We start from the raw sequence: 19877 nt of genomic DNA, 5'->3' as shown, positions 1-19877 counted from the left end.
GGTGGCTTTTGTCCACTGGTGATCGGCGATTCCTCCGTGTCGGAACGGTGGGGCGAAAATCGGTCGCTCCCTCCGTCGGTACTCAGGCGGGCATGCGAGGCTTGTTACCGCACACGCCGCGACGACCGATCACGCTGTGGAGGACCAGTGGCCCAGCCGACCACGCCCGACGCCCCGCCGCCGAACGGGGCACAACCGCAGGCGTCCGCGCCGCCGACCACCCCGGCGCAGGACGCCACCCTGCTGGAGCGGGCGCTGTTCGAGATCAAGCGGGTGATCGTCGGGCAGGACCGGATGGTCGAGCGAATGTTCGTCGCGCTGCTCGCCCGTGGGCACTGTCTGCTGGAGGGCGTACCGGGAGTGGCCAAGACCCTCGCCGTGGAGACGCTCGCCAAGGTGGTCGGCGGGTCGTTCGCCCGGGTGCAGTTCACCCCGGACCTGGTGCCGGCCGACATCATGGGCACCAGGATCTACCGGCAGTCCAGTGAGAAGTTCGACGTCGAGCTGGGGCCGGTCTTCGTCAACTTCCTGCTCGCCGACGAGATCAACCGGGCCCCGGCCAAGGTGCAGTCGGCGTTGCTGGAGGTGATGAGCGAGCGGCAGGTGTCGATCGGCGGCGAGAGCCACCGGGTGCCGAACCCGTTCCTGGTGATGGCGACGCAGAACCCGATCGAGCAGGAAGGGGTCTATCCGCTGCCGGAGGCGCAGCGGGACCGCTTCCTCATGAAGATCGTCGTGGGGTATCCGACCGATGCCGAGGAGCGGGAGATCGTCTACCGGATGGGGGTGGCCCCGCCCGAGCCCGTCGCCGTGTTCGACACCGACGACCTGGTCGCCCTGCAACACAAGGCCGACCAGGTCTTCGTGCACAACGCCCTGGTCGACTACGCGGTCCGGCTGGTGCTGGCCACGCGTGCGCCGGCGGAACACGGCATGCCCGACGTGGCGCAACTGATCCAGTACGGTGCCAGCCCCCGGGCCTCGCTCGGGCTGGTGCGGGCCACCCGGGCGCTGGCCCTGCTGCGCGGGCGGGACTACGCCCTGCCGCAGGACGTGCAGGACATCGCGCCGGACATCCTGCGGCACCGGCTGGTGCTCAGCTACGACGCGCTCGCCGACGACGTCCCCGCCGACCACGTGGTGCACCGGGTGATGTCGACCATCCCGCTGCCGTCGGTGGCACCCCGGCAGCAGGCCACCCCGCCCGCCGGGGCGGTGGCTCCTACCTCGGGGTGGCCCGGGCAGCGGCCGTGACATCGACCACCCCTCGACCCGGCGAGCCGGACCACCTGGCGGTCGCCAACCGTTCCGGTGCCGTGCTGTCCCGGCTGCAACTGATGGTGACCCGCAAGCTCGACGGGCTTCTACAGGGTGACTACGCGGGCCTGTTGCCCGGACCGGGCAGCGAGGCCGGCGAGTCGCGCGAGTACCGTCCCGGCGACGACGTACGCCGGATGGACTGGCCGGTGACCGCCCGCACCACCACCGCGCACGTGCGGCGTACGGTGGCCGACCGCGAGTTGGAGACCTGGCTGGCGGTGGACCTCTCGGCGAGCCTGGACTTCGGCACCGGCCGGTGGCTCAAGCGGGACGTGGTGATCGCGGCGGCTGCCGCGATCACGCACCTGACCGTGCGGGGCGGCAACCGCATCGGAGCCGTCGTGGGCAGCGGAGCGGACACCCCGGCGCCTCGGCGGGGTCGACCCGCCGTACCGGCGGGACCGGGTCGCCTGGTCCGGTTGCCGGCCCGCTCCGGGCGCAAGGAGGCCCAGGGGATGCTGCGGGCCATCGCCGGCACCGAGAGCCGGCCGGGCCGGGGAGACCTCGGCGCGCTGGTGGACATGCTCAACCGTCCACCTCGGCGGCGGGGCGTCGCCGTGGTGATCTCCGACTTCCTCGCCCCGCCCGCCCAGTGGGCGCGCCCGCTGCGCAAGCTGCGGGTACGACACGACGTGCTGGCGATCGAGGTGGTCGATCCGCGAGAGCTGGAGCTGCCCGACGTCGGCGTGCTTCCGGTGATCGACCCGGAGACCGGCGAACTGCACGAGGTGCAGACCGCCGATCCGCGCCTGCGGCACCGTTACGCGGCGGCGGCCGCCGCCCAACGTGCGGAGATCTCCGCGGCGTTGCGGGCGGCCGGCGCCGCCCACCTGCGACTGCGTACCGACCGAGACTGGCTGCTGGACATGGTGCGCTTCGTGGCCGCTGCGCGGCACGCCCGCACCCGGGGGACGACACGATGATTCGCTTGCTGCAACCGTGGTGGCTGCTGGCCGTGCTGCCGGTGCTCGCCCTCGCCGCACTGTACGTCTGGCGGCAGCTGCGCCGACGGGACTACGCGCTGCGGTTCACCAACGTGGACCTGCTGCGTACCGTGGCGCCGAAAGGGCTCGGCTGGCGTCGGCACCTGCCGGCCACCGCGTTCCTGCTGGCCCTGCTGGTGCTGGCCGGGGCGCTGGCCCGACCGGCGGTGGACACCCGGGAGCCGCTGGAGCGGGCCACCATCATGCTGGCCATCGACGTGTCGCTGTCGATGCAGGCCGACGACGTTCCGCCGAACCGGCTGGAGGCCGCCCAGGAGGCGGCCAAACAGTTCGTCGCCGAGCTGCCGGAGACGTACAACGTGGGGCTGGTCTCCTTCGCCAAGTCGGCCAACGTGCTGGTGCCGCCGACCAAGGACCGTCCCGCGGTGACCAGTGCCATCGACGGGCTGGTGCTGGCCGAGGCGACGGCGACCGGCGAGGCGGTCTTCACCTGCCTGGAGGCGATCCGGACGGTGCCGGCCGACGGGGCGGCCGGTATCCCGCCGGCCCGGATCGTGCTGCTCTCCGACGGCTTCCGCACGGCCGGACGCTCGGTGGAGGAGGCGGCTGCCGCCGCGCAGGCGGCGAACGTGCCGGTCTCCACCATCGCCTTCGGCACCGACGCGGGTCACGTCGACATCGGCGGTCAGTTGCAGCGGGTGCCGGTGGACCGGTTCGCGTTGGCCGAGCTGGCCGAGACCACCGAAGGCTTCTTCTACGAGGCGGCGACGGTCAACGAGCTGAAGCAGGTGTACCAGGACATGGGCAGCTCGATCGGGTTCCGTACCGAGCCGAGGGAGATCACCCAGTGGTACGCGGGCATCGCCCTGCTGCTGGCTCTCTGCGCGGGTGCGTTCAGCCTGCTCTGGTCCTCCCGCATGATCTGACCGAGTCGGCGAGCTGCCGACCGGTCGACGCGACCGCCCCACGTCGACGGCGTGGGGCGGTGCCGGCTCAGTGGTTTCCGCTGGCCAGGACGAACAGGACGGCCACCCAGACGGCGGCGAGGGTGAAGCCCAGCGGGGCGACGTAGCGGCTCATGACAGCTCCGACGTGGCGGCTCGGCGGTCCGGGCGGCGGACCGCGAAAGGGGTGGATCAGGACGCGCACGCGAAGTCGTGGCCGGGCTGCTGTCCGGAGGTATCCGTGCGATCGTCCGCCGGGAAGCGATTGCCGGGCGGTGGAACGGATACGCGCGGGAGCGGGCCAGCTCAGGCGGAGTGGGGCTCAGCGTGGCTGGCGGTCGGCCCGGCCACGACTGGGAGGATCGCTATCTGGCACAGCGATCACCTCCTGAGGTCGGGTTCCGGGCGGCACGGGCCGCCGAGCGGCCCGCGAACGCGGATCATCGTACACCCGAGGTGCGCGCTCGACGCACTCGGTCGATCGTCCGGGCGGCGGTGGTGGGCGCGGGTGTGCCGTGGACTGGTCGGCACGCGAGATGACCTGCGGTGGTTAGTGGTTACCGCTCGGTAACGCCTAGTCTCCAACCCGCAGCGATCATTGGGGAGGGGACGTACTGTGTCGCGAACTGTGCTGGTAACCGGGGGCAACCGGGGGATCGGGCTGGCCATCGCTCAGGCTTTCGCCAAGCAGGGTGACCGGGTGGCGATCACCCACCGGGGCAGTGGGGCACCGGACGGACTGTTCGGCGTGCGCTGCGACATCACCGACGCCGAGTCGGTGGATGCGGCCTTCACCGCGGTCGAGGCGGAACTGGGGCCGGTGGAGGTGCTGGTCGCCAACGCGGGCATCACCGACGACACGCTGCTGCTGCGGATGTCGGAGGAGCAGTTCACCCGGGTGCTGGACACCAACCTGACCGGCGCGTACCGCTGCGCCAAGCGGGCCACCGGCCGGATGCTGCGGGCCCGGTGGGGCCGCATGATCTTCGTCTCCTCGGTGGTCGGCCTCTCCGGCGGCGCGGGTCAGGTCAACTACGCGGCCAGCAAGGCCGGCCTGGTCGGGGTGGCCCGTTCGATCACCCGGGAGCTGGGCAGCCGGAACATCACCGCCAACGTCGTCGCCCCGGGCTTCATCGAGACCGACATGACCGCCGGGCTGTCCGACCAGCGCAAGACCGAGATCCTCAACTCGATCCCGGCGGGCCGGATGGCCGCTCCGGACGAGGTGGCTGCGGTGGTCACCTGGCTGGCGGGCGACAGCGCCGGGTACGTCTCCGGCGCGGTCATCCCGGTCGACGGCGGCCTGGGTATGGGCCACTGAATATCGAGCACGGAGGAATGAGCATAAATGTCCGGACTGCTGGCCGGTAAGCGGCTGCTCGTCACCGGCGTCATCACCGACGCCTCGATCGCCTTCTCGGTGGCCAAGCTGGCCCAGGAGAACGGTGCCCAGGTCGTGCTCACCGGCTACGGCCGACTGTCACTGGTGGAGCGGATCGCCAAGCGGCTGCCCGAGCCGGCACCCGTGATCGAGCTGGACGTGACCAACCCCGAGCACCTCGCCGGGCTGGCCGACAAGGTCCGCGAGCACGTCGACGGTCTCGACGGGGTGGTGCACTCGATCGGGTTCGCCCCGCAGAGCTGCCTCGGTGGCGGGTTCCTCGACGCCTCCTGGGAGGACGTGGCGACGGCGCTGCACGTCTCGACGTACTCCTACAAGTCCCTGGCCGTCGCGGCGCTGCCGTTGATGTCGCCGGGCGGCTCGGTGGTCGGCCTGACCTTCGACGCCACCCAGGCATGGCCGGTGTACGACTGGATGGGCGTGGCCAAGGCCGGGCTGGAGTCGGCCTCCCGCTACCTCGCGCTGCACCTGGGCAAGCAGGGTATCCGCAGCAACCTGGTGGCCGCCGGGCCGCTGCGGACCATGGCCGCGAAGTCCATCCCCGGCTTCGAGCAGTTCGAGGACGCCTGGGCCGGACGTGCCCCGCTCGGGTGGGACCTGACCGACCAGGAACCGGCGGCGCGGGCCTGTCTCGCCCTGCTGTCGGACTGGTTCCCGGCGACCACCGGCGAGATCGTGCACGTCGACGGCGGCTACCACGCCATCGGCGCCTAGCGGGTAAGGAAGGGCCCCCTGTTAACGCCTGCGGTATAGCAGGGGCCCCTTACTAACCGCCGGAACGCTGGTAGCCGCCGGAGCGCCGGTAGTGGCCGGAACGGGGGGCGTTGCGGAGGTGGCGCCGGTCACCGGCGACAATGGGCCCATGGCGTACGACGCGGTGGTGCTGGTGTCCTTCGGCGGCCCGGAGGGGCCCGACGACGTGATGCCGTTCCTGCAGAACGTGACCCGGGGACGGGGAGTCCCGCCGGAGCGGCTGGCCGAGGTCGCCGAGCACTACCAGCACTTCGGCGGAGTCTCCCCGATCAACCAGCAGTGCCGGGAACTGCTGGCGGCCCTCCGCGCCGACTTCGCCGCCAACGGGCTCGACCTGCCGGTGTACTGGGGCAACCGGAACTGGGAGCCGATGCTCGCCGACACGGTGGCCCGGATGCGTGACGACGGCGTGCGGTCGGCGTTGGCCTTCGTCACCAGCGCCTTCGGCGGGTACTCCTCGTGCCGGCAGTACCAGGAGGACATCACCGCCGCCCGGGCGGCGGTCGGCCCGGACGCGCCGGTGATCGATAAGCTGCGCCAGTTCTGGGATCATCCCGGCTTCGTCGAGCCGCACGTCGACGCGGTGCGTGCCGCGTTGACCCAGCTCGACCCGGCCCGGCGGGACAGCACCCGGCTCGTCTTCACCGCGCACTCGGTGCCGATCTCGGCGGCCGACAGCGCCGGCCCGCACGGTGGCCGGTACACCGCCCAGCTCGCCGAGACGGCCCGGCTGGTGCACGCGGCGGCGGCTCCGGACCTGGCGTACGACCTGGTCTGGCAGAGCCGGTCCGGCCCGCCCCACGTGCCGTGGTTGGAGCCGGACATCAACGACCACCTGGCGGCGCTCGCCGAGCAGGGCGTGACCGGCGTGGTGGTCAGCCCGATCGGGTTCGTCTCCGACCACCTGGAGGTGGTGTGGGACCTGGACACCGAGGCGTCGGAGACGGCCAAACGGCTCGGCATCGACTTCGTCCGTGCCGCCACCCCCGGCGTCGACCCCCGCTACGTGACGATGGTGCGGGAGTTGGTGCGGGAGCGCATCGAGCCGGACGGGGCGCGGCTGCGCCGTCGTCTGGGCCAGCTACCGATGTGGGACACCTGTCCCACGGTCTGCTGCGTCCCGCCCCGTCGCCCCTCCTGACCGTTGCGGCGGACCCGACCACACCCTGGGGATGATCATGAAGGACCGTAAGCCCGTCGAGAGTTGGCTCACCGACATGGACGGGGTCCTGGTGCACGAGGGCCAGCCGGTGCCGGGCGCGCCGGAGTTCATCAAGCGGCTGCGCACCTCCGGCAAGCCCTTCCTGGTGCTGACCAACAACTCCATCTACACGCCGCGTGACCTCCAGGCCCGGTTGGCCCGGATGGGCCTCGACGTGCCGGAGCAGGCGATCTGGTCGTCCGCCCTGGCCACCGCCCAGTTCCTGGCCGACCAGCGGCCGGGTGGCACGGCGTACGTCATCGGGGAGGCCGGGCTGACCACCGCGCTGCACGCGGTGGGCTACGTGCTCAGCGACTTCGCTCCCGACTACGTGGTGTTGGGGGAGACCCGCACCTACAGCTTCGAGGCGATCACCAAGGCGGTCCGGCTGATCAACGACGGGGCCCGGTTCATCTGCACCAACCCCGATGCCACCGGCCCCTCGGTGGAGGGTGCCCTGCCGGCCGCCGGCTCGGTGGCCGCGATGATCTCCAAGGCGACCGGGGTGGAGCCGTACTTCGTCGGCAAGCCCAATCCGATGATGATGCGCTCGGCGCTGAACACCATCAACGCGCACTCGGAGAGCACCGCGATGATCGGGGACCGGATGGACACCGACATCCTCTGCGGTCTGGAGGCCGGGCTGGAGACCATCCTGGTGCTGACCGGGATCAGCTCCCGTGTGGAGGCGGAACGCTACCCGTACCGGCCCTCCCGGATCGTCAACTCCGTCGCCGACCTGATCGACGAGATCTGAGCCGCCGCGACCCCGCAGCGCCGCCGCCGCGACCCCGCAGCGCCGCCGCCGCGACCCCGCAGCGCCGCCGCCGCGACCCCGCAGCGCGGTCGACGGCCACCCGGCAGCGCCGCCGCGCCGTGGCGGGTCGAGGGCGTGGCGGGCCGAGGGCGTGGCGGGTCGAGGGCGTGGCGGGTCGAGGGCGTGGCGGGATGTCAGGGGCGCAGGGGTGCGTTGCAGGCGGCGACGAGCGCCTGGCGGCAGGCGGCGGTGAGCGGGCGCAGGGCGGCGTCGCGCTGCTGGGCCTCGTAGTTGTTGATCGCGCCTCCGGGCGCGGCGTGCCCGGCCAGGGCGAGGACCCGGTCGAGCACGGCGGCGCGGGCGAACAGCCGACGCGACCGGGGGTCGAAGCCGGGGGGCAGATCGGTGGTGCCGTCCGGGCGACGCAACGCCTCCAGCGCACCGGCCAGCTCCGGCCGCCACTGGGCCACGTCGAGCCGGGTGAGCGCGGCGGTGGTGTCGGCCAACGCGGCGGCCAGCTCCGCCTCCGCCTCGGCGGCCCCGGGCAGGGTACGGCAGGCGGCGGGAGCGTCGGCCGGCAGCGGGTGGACCCGCCACAGCACCGTCTCGAAGGTGTCGCCGGAGCCGGAGGTGTGTACGCGTACCTCGGGGATCAGCCCCAGTGGACCGGCGATCACGGCCTCACCGGCGAGCAGCGCGGCACCGGCGAAGTCACCCGGGCCGGGCAGGCCGCGCGGGTCGCCCGGTGCCGGCAGCACCAGACGGATCTCGTCCGGTGAGAGTTTGGCCAGGGCGGGGAGCGCTTCCCGCAGCGGCACGTCCGTCCAGGTGCCGGGCGCGTCGGCGACCAGGTGCTCCTCGGTGCCGGCGACCGCCTCGGCGACCTCGTCGAAGGGCACCAGCCCGGCGCGCCACGCGCGCACCCAGGCAACGAACCGGCTCGACCGGCGCGGCGCGAGGATGGCCGCACCCGCAGCGGGGGTGGACATGCGGAAAGAGTACGTGGTGACCACCGCCCCTGTCTCGACTGCCGCGCCCCCACCTCCCCGCCGCGCCGATCAGGCAGTGGTCTGGGCGGTACGTCGATGTTCACGCCGTTTGTGACATACCACAACCGCATGATCGCGACTGGGAGGGAGGGCGGGGTGTGTCGCGGTTGGGGGGTGTCGGGGAGGGGGATTAGCGTGACGGGATGGGGCGGCGGTACGGCGAGGACGTGTTGGCGGGCAACTGGCGGCGGCGGACGGTGACCCCGGAGGTCGACGCCGAGATCGACCTCGTGGTCGAGGACGCCGAGTCGGGTTTCTGCGGGGCGGTCGTCGGCTTCGAGTCCGGCGCCGTGGTGCTGGAGGACCGGCACGGCCGACGGCGCAACTTCCCACTGCTACCGGCGGCGTTCCTGCTCGACGGCCGTCCGGTCACCCTGCGTCGGCCCACTCGGCCGTCGGTGCCGGCGGCCCGGCGGCGTACCGCGTCGGGCTCGATCGCGGTCGACGGGGTCCGCGCGCGGGTGGCGCGGGCCAGCCGGATCTGGGTCGAGGGTGTGCACGACGCCGCCCTCGTCGAGCGGATCTGGGGCGACGACCTGCGCATCGAGGGTGTGGTGGTGGAGCCGCTGTCCGGCATCGACGCCCTCGCCGCCGAGGTACGCGACTTCGGCCCTGGGCCGGGTCGCCGGCTCGGCGTGCTGGTCGACCACCTCGTACCGGGCTCCAAGGAGAGCCGCATCGTGGCCCAGGTCAACTCGCCGCATGTCCTGGTCACCGGTCACCCCTACATCGACGTGTGGCAGTCGGTGCGGCCCGCTGCGGTGGGCATCGCGGAGTGGCCGGTGGTGCCCCCCGGGCAGCCGTGGAAGGAGGGCGTCTGCGCCGCGCTCGGTGTGGCCGAGCCGGCCGACATGTGGCGGCACATCCTGTCCCGGGTCAACAGCTTCGCCGACGTGGAGACGCCATTGATCAACGCGATGGAACGGCTGATCGACTTCGTGACCGAGCCGGACTGACCCACTCGCGCGGCCGACATGGTCGGCGACCGTTACCGTGAACGACCTGATCCCTACCACCCCGGGGGTGCACACGTGAGCCGGTTCGGGCAACTGCGGCAGCGGTTGCGTCAGGCGTACGCGAAGGGACGCGAGTCGGTGCGTACGGCTCGGGAGCGGGAGAGCGCGCGGCGCGCCGAGGAGGCCGCCGAACGCGATCGGCCGATCCTGGAACCGGTGTCGCCGACGGGCGAACCGGCCGTGTCCACCACGAGCCGCGACGACGCGGACGTGCCGAGGGGCCTGCGGATCGCCGCCGCCTGGTCGTGGCGGATCATCGTCATCGGGCTTCTCGGCTGGGCGTTGCTGCGGGTCTTCGGCGCGGTCCGGGTCGTCATCGTCCCGTTGCTGGTGGCGTTGCTGCTCGCCGCCCTGTTGGCGCCGGCCGTCGGTTGGCTGTTGCGGGCCCGCTTCCCGCGTACGCTGGCCACCGCCGTGGTGCTCATCGGCGGGTTGGCCGCGGTGGTCGGCACGTTGACCCTGGTGGTCAACGAGTTCATCGCGGGCCTGCCCGAGCTGAGTTCCAGCGCCGCGGCCGGCATCGGGCAGATCCAGGACTGGCTGCGCGACGGCCCGCTGAATCTCTCCGACGGGCAACTCGACCGGTACATCGAGGCTGGACAGAACTGGATCAACGAGAACTCGCAGGCGTTGACCAGCAACGCGATATCGACGGCCGGCACCGTGGTCGAGGTGTTCACCGGCGCGCTGCTGGTGCTGTTCGCCACCTTCTTCTTCCTGCGGGACGGGGACCGGCTGTGGCGCTTCCTGGTCGGGCTGTTCCCGGTCGCCGCGCGCTGGCGGGTCGACGACGCCGGGCGCGCCTCCTGGCAGACCCTGGTCGCCTACGTACGTGCCACGGTGCTGGTGGCGTTCATCGACGCGGTGGGCATCGGCATCGCGCTCGTGCTGTTCGACGTGCCGTTCGCCTTCCCGCTGACGGCGTTGGTCTTCCTCGGCGCGTTCATTCCGATCGTCGGTGCCACGCTGTCCGGCGCGGTCGCGGTCCTGGTGGCCCTCGTCGACGGCGGCTGGGTCACCGCGTTGATCATCCTCGGGGCCGTGGTCGTGGTGCAGCAGGTGGAGGGCAACGTCCTGCAACCGTGGATCATGGGTCGGGCGGTGGCGCTGCACCCGTTGCCGGTGGTGCTGGCGGTGACCGCCGGAGTGGTCCTGGAGGGCATCGTCGGTGCGCTGGTCGCCGTACCGTTGATCGCGGTGATCAACACCGCGGTGCGCCGCCTGGCCCGGCAGCGGCCGTCGTCACCACCACCGCCACCGGTGCCGGAGGCCGTGGTGGTCCGGTCCACCCCGCCCTGACGGGTCAGGGCGGGCCGGTCAGGGTTCGTCGTCGGGGGTGCGGGTGAATACGAAGGTGGCGATGTCGAGGGCGACCGGGCTGCCGGTCTCGTCACGCCGCACGGCCAGCACCTCGCCGTTCTCGACGCCGCCGACACCGCGCCAGCGGTCGAGGCCGTCCGGGGCGTAGCGGCTGATCCGGTCGCCGCGCAGGGCGCCGACCAGCTCGCCGGTCGCCGCGTCCCAGCTGACGTCGAGCGGGATACCCATCCACCACCAGCGGCCGGTCAGCTCGGCCAGGTCGGCCGGGGGCGGCGTCCCGGCCGGTGACCACGGCCGGGCCGGCACCGGCTCGGCGTCGAGCACCTGGGTGAGGATCCGGTGGCCGAGTGGCCCGATCCCCCCGGTGCGGAAGCCGTAGGCGTTGGCGAAGCCGACGACGCCGGTGCGGCTGGGGCGGTGCACCGCCACCGTGGCGAGGTAGCCGGGCATCGAACCGCCGTGCCCGACGTGGACCCGGTCGCCCTCGCGGGTGAGCTGGATGCCGAGGCCGTACCCGCCGCGCCAGGAGTCCACGTCGCTGAGGATCACCGGTACACACATCTCGTCGAGGGTGGCGGGGTCGAGCACCGCCGGGTCCGGTTCGGCGAGGAAGGCCGCCCAGCGGGCGAGGTCCGTGACGGTGGACCAGAGCTGACCGGCCGGTGCCATCGACCGGGTGTCGGTACGCGGCTCCTCCCGCAGCGTGTCGTACCACGGGTGCACCACGTAGCCCCGGGCGAACGGCTCGGTCGCCGCGTACGTGGTGCGGCGCAGGTCGAGCGGATCGAGGATGCGCTCCCGCACCAGCTGCGCCCAGGGCGTACCGGTGATCCGTTCCAGCGCCCCGCCGAGCAGCCCGTACGCCAGGTTGGAGTAGTGCCAGACGCGGTGCGGCGGGTGCGCGATCTTCGCGGCGGTGAACCCGGCCAGCAGGGTGTCCAGGTCGACGCCCTCGCTGCGTTCCCACCACGGACCGTCGGGTTCGCGTTGCAGCCCACCGGCGTGCCCGAGTAGTTGCCGCAGGGTGACCGCGCCGGCCGCGCCGATCTCCGGCAGGTGCTTGCGCAGCGGGTCGTCCAGGGTCAGCCGGCCGGCGTCGCGTTCCCGCATGACCAGCACGGCGGTCATCGTCTTGGTGATCGAGCCGATGCGGTACTGCAGGTCGGCGTCGGGGCACGGCTGCGTGCCGGCGGTGGACAGGTGCACCAGCGCACCGTCACGGACCACGCCGATGATCAGCGACGGGACGTGGCCGGCGGACTGCGCGTCGGTCACCATGGCGTCGACCTGTCGGGCCGTTTCGGGACTCAGCGGCACGAAGTCTCCCTCGGTGTCGGCGATGATCGCTCTGAGATCATGACAGTTCGATGACACGTGCACGGACATGTCACGATCGTTACGTGGATGCCGTGCTGTGGATCGTTCTGGGTGTGGTGCTGGCGGTCGCTGAGGTCTTCACGGCGACCCTGTTTCTGATCATGTTCGCGGTCGGCGCGTTCGCCGCCGCGGGTGCCGCCGCGCTCGGCGCACCGGTGGCCGTGCAGGCGGTGGTCTTCGCGGTCGTCTCCGCGCTGACCGTCTTCGCCGCGCGGCCGGTGGTACAACGACACCGGCAGACCAGCTCCGACAGTGAGGACAACACCACCTTCGGGATCGAGGCGATCGAGGGCTCGACCGCCCTGGTTCTGGAGCAGGTGGACGCCGATCAGGGCATGGTGAAGATCGACGGCGAGGTGTGGACTGCTCGCGCCTACGACGCCACTCAGGTTTTGGCACCCGGCGAACGGGTGCAGGTTATCCAGGTCAAGGGAGCGGTAGCCCTGGTCTGGCGGGACGTCACTACTCCCGGTGAGCTACCCGAAGGTGAAAGGTGAACGATGGAACTCGTAGTTCCCGCCCTATTGATAGCGGTGGCGCTGATCGCGGTGGTCACCCTGGCCAAGTCGGTGCGGATCGTGCCGCAGCAGCGGCAGGACGTGGTTGAGCGGCTCGGCCGGTACAAGCGCACGTTGAATCCTGGCCTGAACATCCTCGTGCCCTTCATCGACGCGGTGCGTACCAAGGTCGACATGCGCGAGCAGGTGGTCAGCTTCCCGCCGCAGCCGGTGATCACCTCTGACAACCTGGTCGTGTCGATCGACACCGTCCTCTACTTCAAGGTGGTCGACTCGGTCCGGGCCACCTACGAGATCTCCAACTTCCTCCAGGCGATCGAGCAGCTGACCGTCACGACGCTGCGTAACGTGATCGGCTCGCTGGACCTGGAGCGGGCGCTGACCAGCCGCGAGGAGATCAACCGTCACCTCTCCGGAGTGCTCGACGAGACCACCGGCCGCTGGGGCATCAAGGTGACCCGGGTGGAGATCAAGGCGATCGAGCCGCCGCCGAGCATCCGCGACTCGATGGAGAAGCAGATGCGCGCCGAGCGGGACCGCCGGGCGGCGATCCTCAACGCCGAGGGGCACAAGCAGTCGCAGATCCTCTCGGCCGAGGGTGAGAAGCAGGCGGCGGTGCTGCGCGCCGACGGTGACCGGCAGGCCCGCATCCTCCAGGCCGAGGGTCAGGCGAAGGCGATCCGGACCGTGTTCGACGCCATCCACCAGGCCAACCCGAGCCAGAAGGTGCTCGCGTACCAGTACCTCCAGGCCCTGCCGCAGATCGCCAACGGCACGGCCAACAAGGTGTGGATCGTGCCGGCCGAGCTGACCAAGGCGCTGGAGGGCATGGGTGGCGCTCTCGGTGGGCTGAGCCAGATGGTCGGCGACGCGCCGACCAAGGAGGCCTCCGACGACGCCAGCGCCGTGGAGCGGGAGGCCGCAGAGGCCGCGCAGGCCGCCGCGCTCGCGGCCCAGGAGATCCACGACGAGGTACGCGTCGCCGAGGCGCAGGCCACCGGCGGTAAGGGCCCGCAGGGGCTGCCCGCGCCGGAGCCGGTCTCCCCGGCGAGCCTGCTCGACAACGCACCGGACCAGCGCGAGCGCGGCTGAGATCGCGGGGCGGGCCGTCCTGACCCGGCCCGCCCCGTTCGATTTGCGCTGCCCTGCTCCGTCCGGTCGGCTTCGGTCGAGCGGGTGGATCCGGACAAACGCGAGAATGACTCACGAGGCGCTCCGGTGCCTGCCACCATCAGTCCTAGTACGGGTGGTGACCAGGCATCGGGGCGCCTCGGCGGGTCCCGGCGCCGCTCGTGGATGAGCGAGGTGACGCATGGAGCCGGTGCGGCGGTTGTGGTCCACGCCGGAGGTGCCCGGAGCCCACGACCCGAAGGGCCCGATCGGCACCCGGCGTACCGGTGGGGGATTCGGCGTGCTCCCCTTCGTCGACGAACCGCCGCCGCCCGGACCCGCCACCAACGCCAGTTGGGCCTGGTCGCTGCGGCGGCTGGCCCGTGCTGCGGTCTGGCTGCTGCCGGCGTACGCGATCCTCTACGGCGCGGTGGCGATGGCCAGCGACGGCGGGGTGGGCAACGACCCGTATCCCGCCGACGGGCGGGCGTTGTACCTGATCGGCTGGGTGGCCGCGGTCTGGCTCGGCCTGCTGGCCCTGCTCGGGCTGACCGGGCTGCTCGCCGCCACCCGCAGTCGGCACGCTGCGGTGTCCGGCCTGCTGGTCAGCATCGCCGGCACGGTGCTCATGCTGCCCTTCGCCGGGCTGTCCGAGCAGACCCCGGTCTTCGGCACCACCGCCCGGTCGCTGGTGCTGGTCGGCGCCACCTGCTACAGCGCCGGCTGGCTGCTCACCGGGTGGGCGGTGGCCCGCTCGGGGATGTTCAGCATCGGCGACGGGGTGATGCTGATGATCGCCAGTCCGCTGCTCGGCCTCGGCGGTGCGTTGATCGGATCATTGCAGACCTTCGGCGCGATCTTCGTGCTGATCTCCGGTATCGGCATCTGCTACCGCTCGGGCCGCCTGCTGCCCCGGGAGATCCTCCGGGACGCCACCAGCGCCAGCGTGGCGACCGCCGGTCCGAGCGCGCCGATGGGGCCGGGCGGCGCGGGGCCGCTGGGAGCGGCCTGACCATGTCGGCTCTGCGACCGGCTGCGTCGGCTGTCCGAATGACAATCCGGTGGTCAGGCCGACGAGGGCGCAGGTGGCTGGCAACTAGCGGTGAATTGCCTGACAAATGGCCAAATGTGGTGGCCGGAACGCGGCTTTCGCGGCAATCCTGGTGACCATGGCCACCCCTACGCCGCTGTCGCGGCTGTTCACCGTCGTACTGGCCGGCGTACTCGCCGGCCTGGTCCTGGCGGTCGCCGCACTGCCGGGAAACCTGCTGCTCGGGTTCGCCGCGCAGGCGGCGCTCGGGAACTACGCCGCGCTGCCGGACGCGCTGCGGACCCCGGTCACCCCGCAGCGGTCGTTCCTCTACGCCAACGACGGCAAGACGTTGATCACCACGTTCTACGACGTCAACCGCACCGACGTGGCGCTGGCGGAGATCGCGCCGGTGATGCGTCAGGCGATCGTGGCGGCCGAGGACCGCCGCTTCTACGACCACGGCGGGGTCGACCTGCGCGGCATGGCGCGCGCCCTGGTCAGCAACGTCACCGAGGGCACCGGGCAGGGCGGCTCGACGCTGACCATGCAGTACGTGCGCAACGTGCTGAAGACCGACCCGAGCCGTACGGCGGAGGAGCGGGCGGCGGCCACCGAACCGACCATCGGGCGCAAGATCCAGGAGATCCGGTACGCCAACGCGTTGGAGCAGCGGCTCGGCAAGGACGAGATCCTCAGCCGCTACCTCAACATCGCCTACTTCGGCTCCGGGGCGTACGGGGTCGCCGCCGCGAGCCAGCGCTACTTCTCCAAGGCGCCGGCCGACCTGACCCTCGCCGAGGCGGCCCTGCTGGCCGGACTGGTGCAGTCGCCGGAGGCGTACAGCCCGCTCGACGGTGACGCCGACGCGGCGCTGGCCCGTCGGGCGTACGTGCTGGACTCGATGGTCGCCACCGGGGCGATCACCGCCGAGCAGGCCGCCGAGGCCCGCGCCGAGAAGCTGACCCTGAAGCCGAGTGAGCAGCCCAACGGCTGCGCCGCCACCGCCGGTGGACGCGACGGATGGGGCTTCTTCTGCGATTACCTGCGTCGCTGGTGGGTCGCCCAGCCGGAGTTCGGTGACACCGTGCAGGAGCGGGAGCAGGCGCTGCGACGCGGCGGCTACCACGTGGTGACGACGCTGGACCCGCAGCTCCAGGCCACCGCGCAGCGCCAGGCGATCGGCATCTACGGGTACGACAACCCGCGCGCGGTGCCGATCGCCGCCGTGGAGCCCGGCACCGGTCGGGTCCTCGCGATGGCGGTCAACCGCCACTACAGCCTCGACGCCAACCCCGACGGGCAGGCGAACTACCCGAACACCGTCAACCCGTTGATCTCCGGCGGTGCCGGGGTGGCCGGCTACCAGGCCGGTTCCACGTTCAAGCTGTTCACCATGCTCGCCGCGCTGGAGTCCGGTCGTACCCTGTCCACCGGCTTCCACGCGCCCAGTCGGCTGCCCACCCGATACGCGGCCGAGGGGGAGAGCAGCTGCGGTGGCCGCTGGTGCCCGGCCAACGCCAACCCGGAGTGGATGGACGGCTACCGGATGATGTGGGACGGCTTCGGCCGCTCGGTGAACACCTACTTCGTGTGGCTGGCCGAGCAGGTGGGGCCGGAGAAGGTGGTCGAGATGGCGCAGCGGCTGGGCATCACCTTCCGCGCCGAGGCCGACGCCCGCTTCGCCGCCGACAACGCGGCCGACTGGGGTGCGTTCACCCTGGGCGTGGCCGCCACCACCCCGCTCGACCTGGCCAACGCGTACGCGACCGTGGCGGCGGAGGGGACGTACTGCGCGCCGCTGCCGGTGGTGTCGGTGACCGGGCCGGACGGCCAGCGGCTGGCCCTCGGTGACCCGTCCTGCCGACGGGTGCTCGACGCCGACGTGGCCCGCGCCGCCACCGACGCGGCCCGCTGCCCGGTGGGGCAGCAGTCCGCCTTCGGGCAGTGCAACGGCGGTACCGCCACCGCCGTGAACCGGATCCTCGACGGGCGCCCGGTGGCCGGCAAGACCGGTAGCTCGGACCGGGCCGCCACGGAGAGCTTCGTCGGGTACACCCCGCAGGTGGCGGTCGCCGGTATCGCGGCCAATCCGGACGACCCCACCGACTCGGTCGGCGCCGCCGTGCAGGCCCGGGTGATCGACGCGGTCGCCCGGATCATCGCCACGGCGGTCGACGGTCAGCCGGAGCAGGCGTTCACCCCGCCCAGCCGGGAGGTGGTCGGCACCCCGCGCCGCCCCGTCGAACCCGACCCTCGCACCCCGCCCCGCCGGGCCCCCGACAACCCCCTCTCCGACTTCCTCCCCTGGCTCCAAAACCGCCGCTAACCCCCACCCCCCAACCCCCCCACCCAACCCTGCGCACCGTTGATCAAGAAGTTTTGGTCATGAATGGGGCCTCAGCCGACCAAAACTTCTTGATCAACACGAAGGGATGGTGGGCGGCGGTCAGCGGGAGGAGGGGCGGGGGCGGTAGGTGGTCATGACGGTGGGAATGCCGCGGCGGATGATGCCGGCCCAGTCGGTGTCACCGCGCAGCACGGCGGCGGCCGTCTTGCGGGCCTGCTCGGCGGTGAAGTGTGGCGGCATCATCAGCTCGGCGGGGTCGACCAGCGCGTTGATCACCGTGGGGCGGTCGGCGTTCAGCGCCCGGTCCCACACGTCGGCCACCTGGTCCGGGTGGTCGACCAGCTCGCCGCGCATCCCCAGCACCTCACCCCACCGGTGGTACGCGATGTCGGGCAACTGCTGGCTGTCCGGGAACATCGGGGTGCCCTCGGTGGAGCGTTGCTCCCAGCTGACGAACGCCAGATCGCGGTTGTTGAGCACCAGCACCACGAACCGTGGGTCGGCCCAGCTCTGCCAGTACTTCGCCACGGTGATCAGCTCGTTGACCCCGTTCATCTGCATCGCACCGTCGCCGATCAGGGCCACCAGCGGGCGCTGCGGGTGGGCGAACTTGGCCGCCAGGGCGTACGGCATCGCGCCGCCCATGGACAGCAGGGTGCCGGACAGACTGGCCAGCATCCCCGGGCGGACCTTGAGGTGCCGGGCGTACCAGGCGGTGGTGGTGCCGCAGTCGACGGCGAGCATCACGTCGTCGGGCAGGCGGTCGCTGAGGCGGGCGAAGAGCAGCTGCGGGTTGACCGGGTCGGCGTTCTGCTCGGCCAGTTCCCGCTGCGACTGCCGCCACGCGGCGGTGGCCCCGGCGATGGTCTGTCGCCACCGGGTCGGTCCCGGGCCGGGGCCGAGCGCGGCCAGCAGCGCCCGCAGGGTGGGCGCGGCGTCACCGGTCAGGTTCACCTCGGTCGGGTAGCGCAGTCCCAGTTGGGTGCCGTCGTGGTCGATCTGCACCGCCCGCGCCTGCCCGGGCGGCGGGTAGAACTCCGAGTACGGCATGTTGCTGCCGACGATGAGCAGCCGGTCGCACTCGTTCATCAGCTGCCAGCTGGGGCGGGTGCCGAGCAGACCGATGGCACCGGTCACCCACGGCTCCCGGTGGTCCACGGCGGTGAAGCCGAGCAGTGCGGTCGCCACGCCCGCGCCGAGGCGGTGGGCGATCTCGTGTACCTCGTTCTCCGCGCCGAGCGCACCCTGCCCGACCAGCATGGCCACCCGCTCGCCGCTGCCGAGCACCTCGGCGGCGTGCCGGATGTCCGCCTCCGGCGGCACCGTCGGGCCGCTGCTCGGCACGCTGCTGGTGTGGAAGAAGCCGTGCGCGTGCGGCGGGTTGGGCACCGCCGGCAGGTCCTGCACGTCGAGCGGCAACACCAGGGCGGTGACGGTACGCCGGGCCAACGCGGTCCGGCACGCCCGATCCACCAGGTGGCGTACCTGGGACGGGTGGTCGAGCTGGGCCAGGAACGCCGCCGCCACGTCCTTGTAGAGGGCGAGCAGGTCCACCTCCTGGTAGTAGCCGCCGCCCTCGGCGGTGAGCGCGGTGTGCCCGACCAGGGCGACCACCGGTTGGTGATCCAGCTTCGCGTCGTAGAGACCGTTGAGCGCGTGGATGGCACCCGGGCCGCTGGTGACCAGCACCGCGCCGAGTGGTCCGCCGCCGTACTTGACGTGTGCCGAGGCGGCGAACCCGGCGGTCTCCTCGTGGCGTACCTGGACGAACTGCACCTTCTCGGCGGTGCGTTGCAAGGCCGAGGTCATCCCGTTGATGCCGTCGCCGGGGAAGCCGAAGTAGCGGCGTACGCCCCAGCAGGCGAGACGTTGCACCATGTGGTCCGCGACGGTGGCGTCACGGGGCAGCGGCCACGGGTCCTCCGGCACGAAGGTGCCGATGTGCTCTGTGCTCACCTGGATCGCCTTTCCGGCCGGGCCTCCTCAAACACCGCTCTCGGACGAGAGTGCCGCGACATTCCCCGTCTCCACCCGGCGAAACGCGCCGCGCACGGTGCCGGCGGCAGCTTCCTGCCGGTCAACTGCCGGTCAATCTCCTGGATGACCCTTCAGCGTGGAAATAGCGTTCTGGGCAAGTGCTGCGGGTGACGATTTTGTCAACGGGACCCTCCCGCAGCGGGGTGATGCGCGGCGATCAGGCCGCCTGACGTGAACCCGGTGGTCCGGGCGGCGATCCCGCCCGGACCACCACCGCGAACTCCAGTCGACCGAGCGAGATTGGACGCGATATGACCGAAACCGTCGTCAGGCCCGCTGAGGAACTCCGCTGGGACGTTCCCCCCAACACCTCGACCAACCGGATCACCGACCTCGCCGAGGTGCGGCGCTACATCGACGCCATCGACTTCGGACCGCTCAAGCACCGACTCACCCAGGGACGCGACATGCTGGGCGGTGCGTGGAGCCCGGCCCGGGCGGACTACTACGAACGGCTCTACAAGAACTGGCTGTACCTGCGACGCAGGTACGAAGGGGAGCTGCTGCCGCCGCACATCGACATCGACGAGTTCTGGCACGGCCACATCCTCGACACGTACGCGTACTTCGCCCACTGTGACCGGATTTTCGGCTACTACCTGCACCACCTTCCCTATGTCGGTACGGGTGGGCCGGTCGACCGTACGAATCTGTCGAACGCTTGGCAGCAGACCCAGGATCGGTACCACGCCGAATTCGGTGAGTACATCTACGACTTTATGGAGTAGACCGGGACACCCACCGCCACT

At 71.6% G+C, this 19877-nt stretch carries 18 protein-coding genes; 14 read left to right on the top strand and 4 right to left on the bottom strand.

Annotated features, from left to right (window positions below):
• The first annotated feature begins 147 nt into the window (after positions 1 to 147).
• From FF096_RS14630 to FF096_RS14620, 3 genes are read left to right on the top strand one after another with little or no spacing between them, the layout of a single operon-like run.
• Positions 148 to 1254, top strand: a complete 1107-nt coding sequence (locus tag FF096_RS14630; RefSeq protein ID WP_309223317.1) for a MoxR family ATPase — start codon at positions 148 to 150, stop codon at positions 1252 to 1254.
• On the top strand, positions 1233 to 2243 hold the full coding sequence (locus tag FF096_RS14625; RefSeq protein WP_375335340.1) for a DUF58 domain-containing protein: 1011 nt from the start codon (positions 1233 to 1235) through the stop codon (positions 2241 to 2243). The genes FF096_RS14630 and FF096_RS14625 overlap by 22 nt, the downstream gene beginning before the upstream one ends.
• Entirely contained in the window at positions 2240 to 3190 is a 951-nt protein-coding gene (locus FF096_RS14620) for a VWA domain-containing protein (protein WP_155218366.1), read from the top strand. The genes FF096_RS14625 and FF096_RS14620 overlap by 4 nt, the downstream gene beginning before the upstream one ends.
• 67 nt (positions 3191 to 3257) lie before the next feature.
• On the opposite strand, the gene FF096_RS14615 is transcribed toward FF096_RS14620, so the two are convergent.
• Positions 3258 to 3413 (bottom strand): hypothetical protein, encoded by a 156-nt coding sequence (locus tag FF096_RS14615; protein WP_155218364.1) that lies wholly within the window; start codon positions 3411 to 3413, stop codon positions 3258 to 3260.
• Positions 3414 to 3824: 411 nt separating this feature from the next.
• Between FF096_RS14615 and fabG the strand changes: the two genes are divergently transcribed.
• From fabG to FF096_RS14595, 4 genes are all read left to right on the top strand, one after another.
• Positions 3825 to 4529 carry a 3-oxoacyl-ACP reductase FabG gene (fabG, locus tag FF096_RS14610; RefSeq protein WP_309223315.1) on the top strand — a complete coding sequence of 235 codons (705 nt, stop codon included), beginning with the start codon at positions 3825 to 3827 and terminating at the stop codon, positions 4527 to 4529.
• Positions 4530 to 4556: 27 nt separating this feature from the next.
• Positions 4557 to 5324 carry an enoyl-ACP reductase FabI gene (fabI, locus tag FF096_RS14605; RefSeq protein WP_155218360.1) on the top strand — a complete coding sequence of 256 codons (768 nt, stop codon included), beginning with the start codon at positions 4557 to 4559 and terminating at the stop codon, positions 5322 to 5324.
• Between the two features lie 148 nt (positions 5325 to 5472).
• The gene (locus FF096_RS14600) at positions 5473 to 6504 is read left to right on the top strand and encodes a ferrochelatase (RefSeq protein ID WP_155218358.1); all 1032 of its coding nucleotides are present in this window, start codon (positions 5473 to 5475) and stop codon (positions 6502 to 6504) included.
• A gap of 37 nt (positions 6505 to 6541) precedes the next feature.
• The gene (locus tag FF096_RS14595) at positions 6542 to 7321 is read left to right on the top strand and encodes an HAD-IIA family hydrolase (protein WP_155218356.1); all 780 of its coding nucleotides are present in this window, start codon (positions 6542 to 6544) and stop codon (positions 7319 to 7321) included.
• Between the two features lie 194 nt (positions 7322 to 7515).
• Here the strand turns inward: FF096_RS14595 and FF096_RS14590 are convergent, their stop codons facing one another.
• On the bottom strand, positions 7516 to 8310 hold the full coding sequence (locus tag FF096_RS14590) for a hypothetical protein (protein ID WP_155218354.1): 795 nt from the start codon (positions 8308 to 8310) through the stop codon (positions 7516 to 7518).
• 203 nt (positions 8311 to 8513) lie between these two features.
• On the opposite strand from FF096_RS14590, the gene FF096_RS14585 reads away from it, so the two are divergent.
• Positions 8514 to 9326: a DUF3097 domain-containing protein gene (locus tag FF096_RS14585; RefSeq protein ID WP_155218352.1), complete on the top strand. Its 813-nt coding sequence runs from the start codon at positions 8514 to 8516 to the stop codon at positions 9324 to 9326.
• 75 nt (positions 9327 to 9401) lie between these two features.
• Positions 9402 to 10685 carry an AI-2E family transporter gene (locus tag FF096_RS14580; protein ID WP_309223314.1) on the top strand — a complete coding sequence of 428 codons (1284 nt, stop codon included), beginning with the start codon at positions 9402 to 9404 and terminating at the stop codon, positions 10683 to 10685.
• Positions 10686 to 10703: 18 nt separating this feature from the next.
• Here the strand turns inward: FF096_RS14580 and FF096_RS14575 are convergent, their stop codons facing one another.
• Positions 10704 to 12023, bottom strand: a complete 1320-nt coding sequence (locus tag FF096_RS14575) for a serine hydrolase domain-containing protein (protein WP_309223358.1) — start codon at positions 12021 to 12023, stop codon at positions 10704 to 10706.
• Between the two features lie 83 nt (positions 12024 to 12106).
• On the opposite strand from FF096_RS14575, the gene FF096_RS14570 reads away from it, so the two are divergent.
• From FF096_RS14570 to FF096_RS14555, 4 genes are all read left to right on the top strand, one after another.
• Positions 12107 to 12580: an NfeD family protein gene (locus FF096_RS14570; protein ID WP_309223313.1), complete on the top strand. Its 474-nt coding sequence runs from the start codon at positions 12107 to 12109 to the stop codon at positions 12578 to 12580.
• A 3-nt stretch (positions 12581 to 12583) separates the two neighbouring features.
• Positions 12584 to 13693: an SPFH domain-containing protein gene (locus FF096_RS14565; RefSeq protein ID WP_155218345.1), complete on the top strand. Its 1110-nt coding sequence runs from the start codon at positions 12584 to 12586 to the stop codon at positions 13691 to 13693.
• A 220-nt stretch (positions 13694 to 13913) separates the two neighbouring features.
• On the top strand, positions 13914 to 14723 hold the full coding sequence (locus FF096_RS14560) for a hypothetical protein (protein WP_155218344.1): 810 nt from the start codon (positions 13914 to 13916) through the stop codon (positions 14721 to 14723).
• Positions 14724 to 14880: 157 nt separating this feature from the next.
• Entirely contained in the window at positions 14881 to 17070 is a 2190-nt protein-coding gene (locus FF096_RS14555) for a transglycosylase domain-containing protein (protein WP_155218342.1), read from the top strand.
• Positions 17071 to 17190: 120 nt separating this feature from the next.
• Here the strand turns inward: FF096_RS14555 and FF096_RS14550 are convergent, their stop codons facing one another.
• Entirely contained in the window at positions 17191 to 19047 is a 1857-nt protein-coding gene (locus FF096_RS14550; protein WP_309223312.1) for a thiamine pyrophosphate-requiring protein, read from the bottom strand.
• Positions 19048 to 19379: 332 nt separating this feature from the next.
• On the opposite strand from FF096_RS14550, the gene FF096_RS14545 reads away from it, so the two are divergent.
• Positions 19380 to 19856 (top strand): hypothetical protein, encoded by a 477-nt coding sequence (locus tag FF096_RS14545; protein WP_155218340.1) that lies wholly within the window; start codon positions 19380 to 19382, stop codon positions 19854 to 19856.
• Positions 19857 to 19877 lie beyond the last annotated feature (21 nt).

The sequence above is a fragment of the Micromonospora sp. CP22 genome, assembly GCF_009712475.1.
GTDB lineage: Bacteria > Actinomycetota > Actinomycetes > Mycobacteriales > Micromonosporaceae > Micromonospora.
This window is presented reverse-complemented; position numbering and strand designations above follow the sequence as displayed.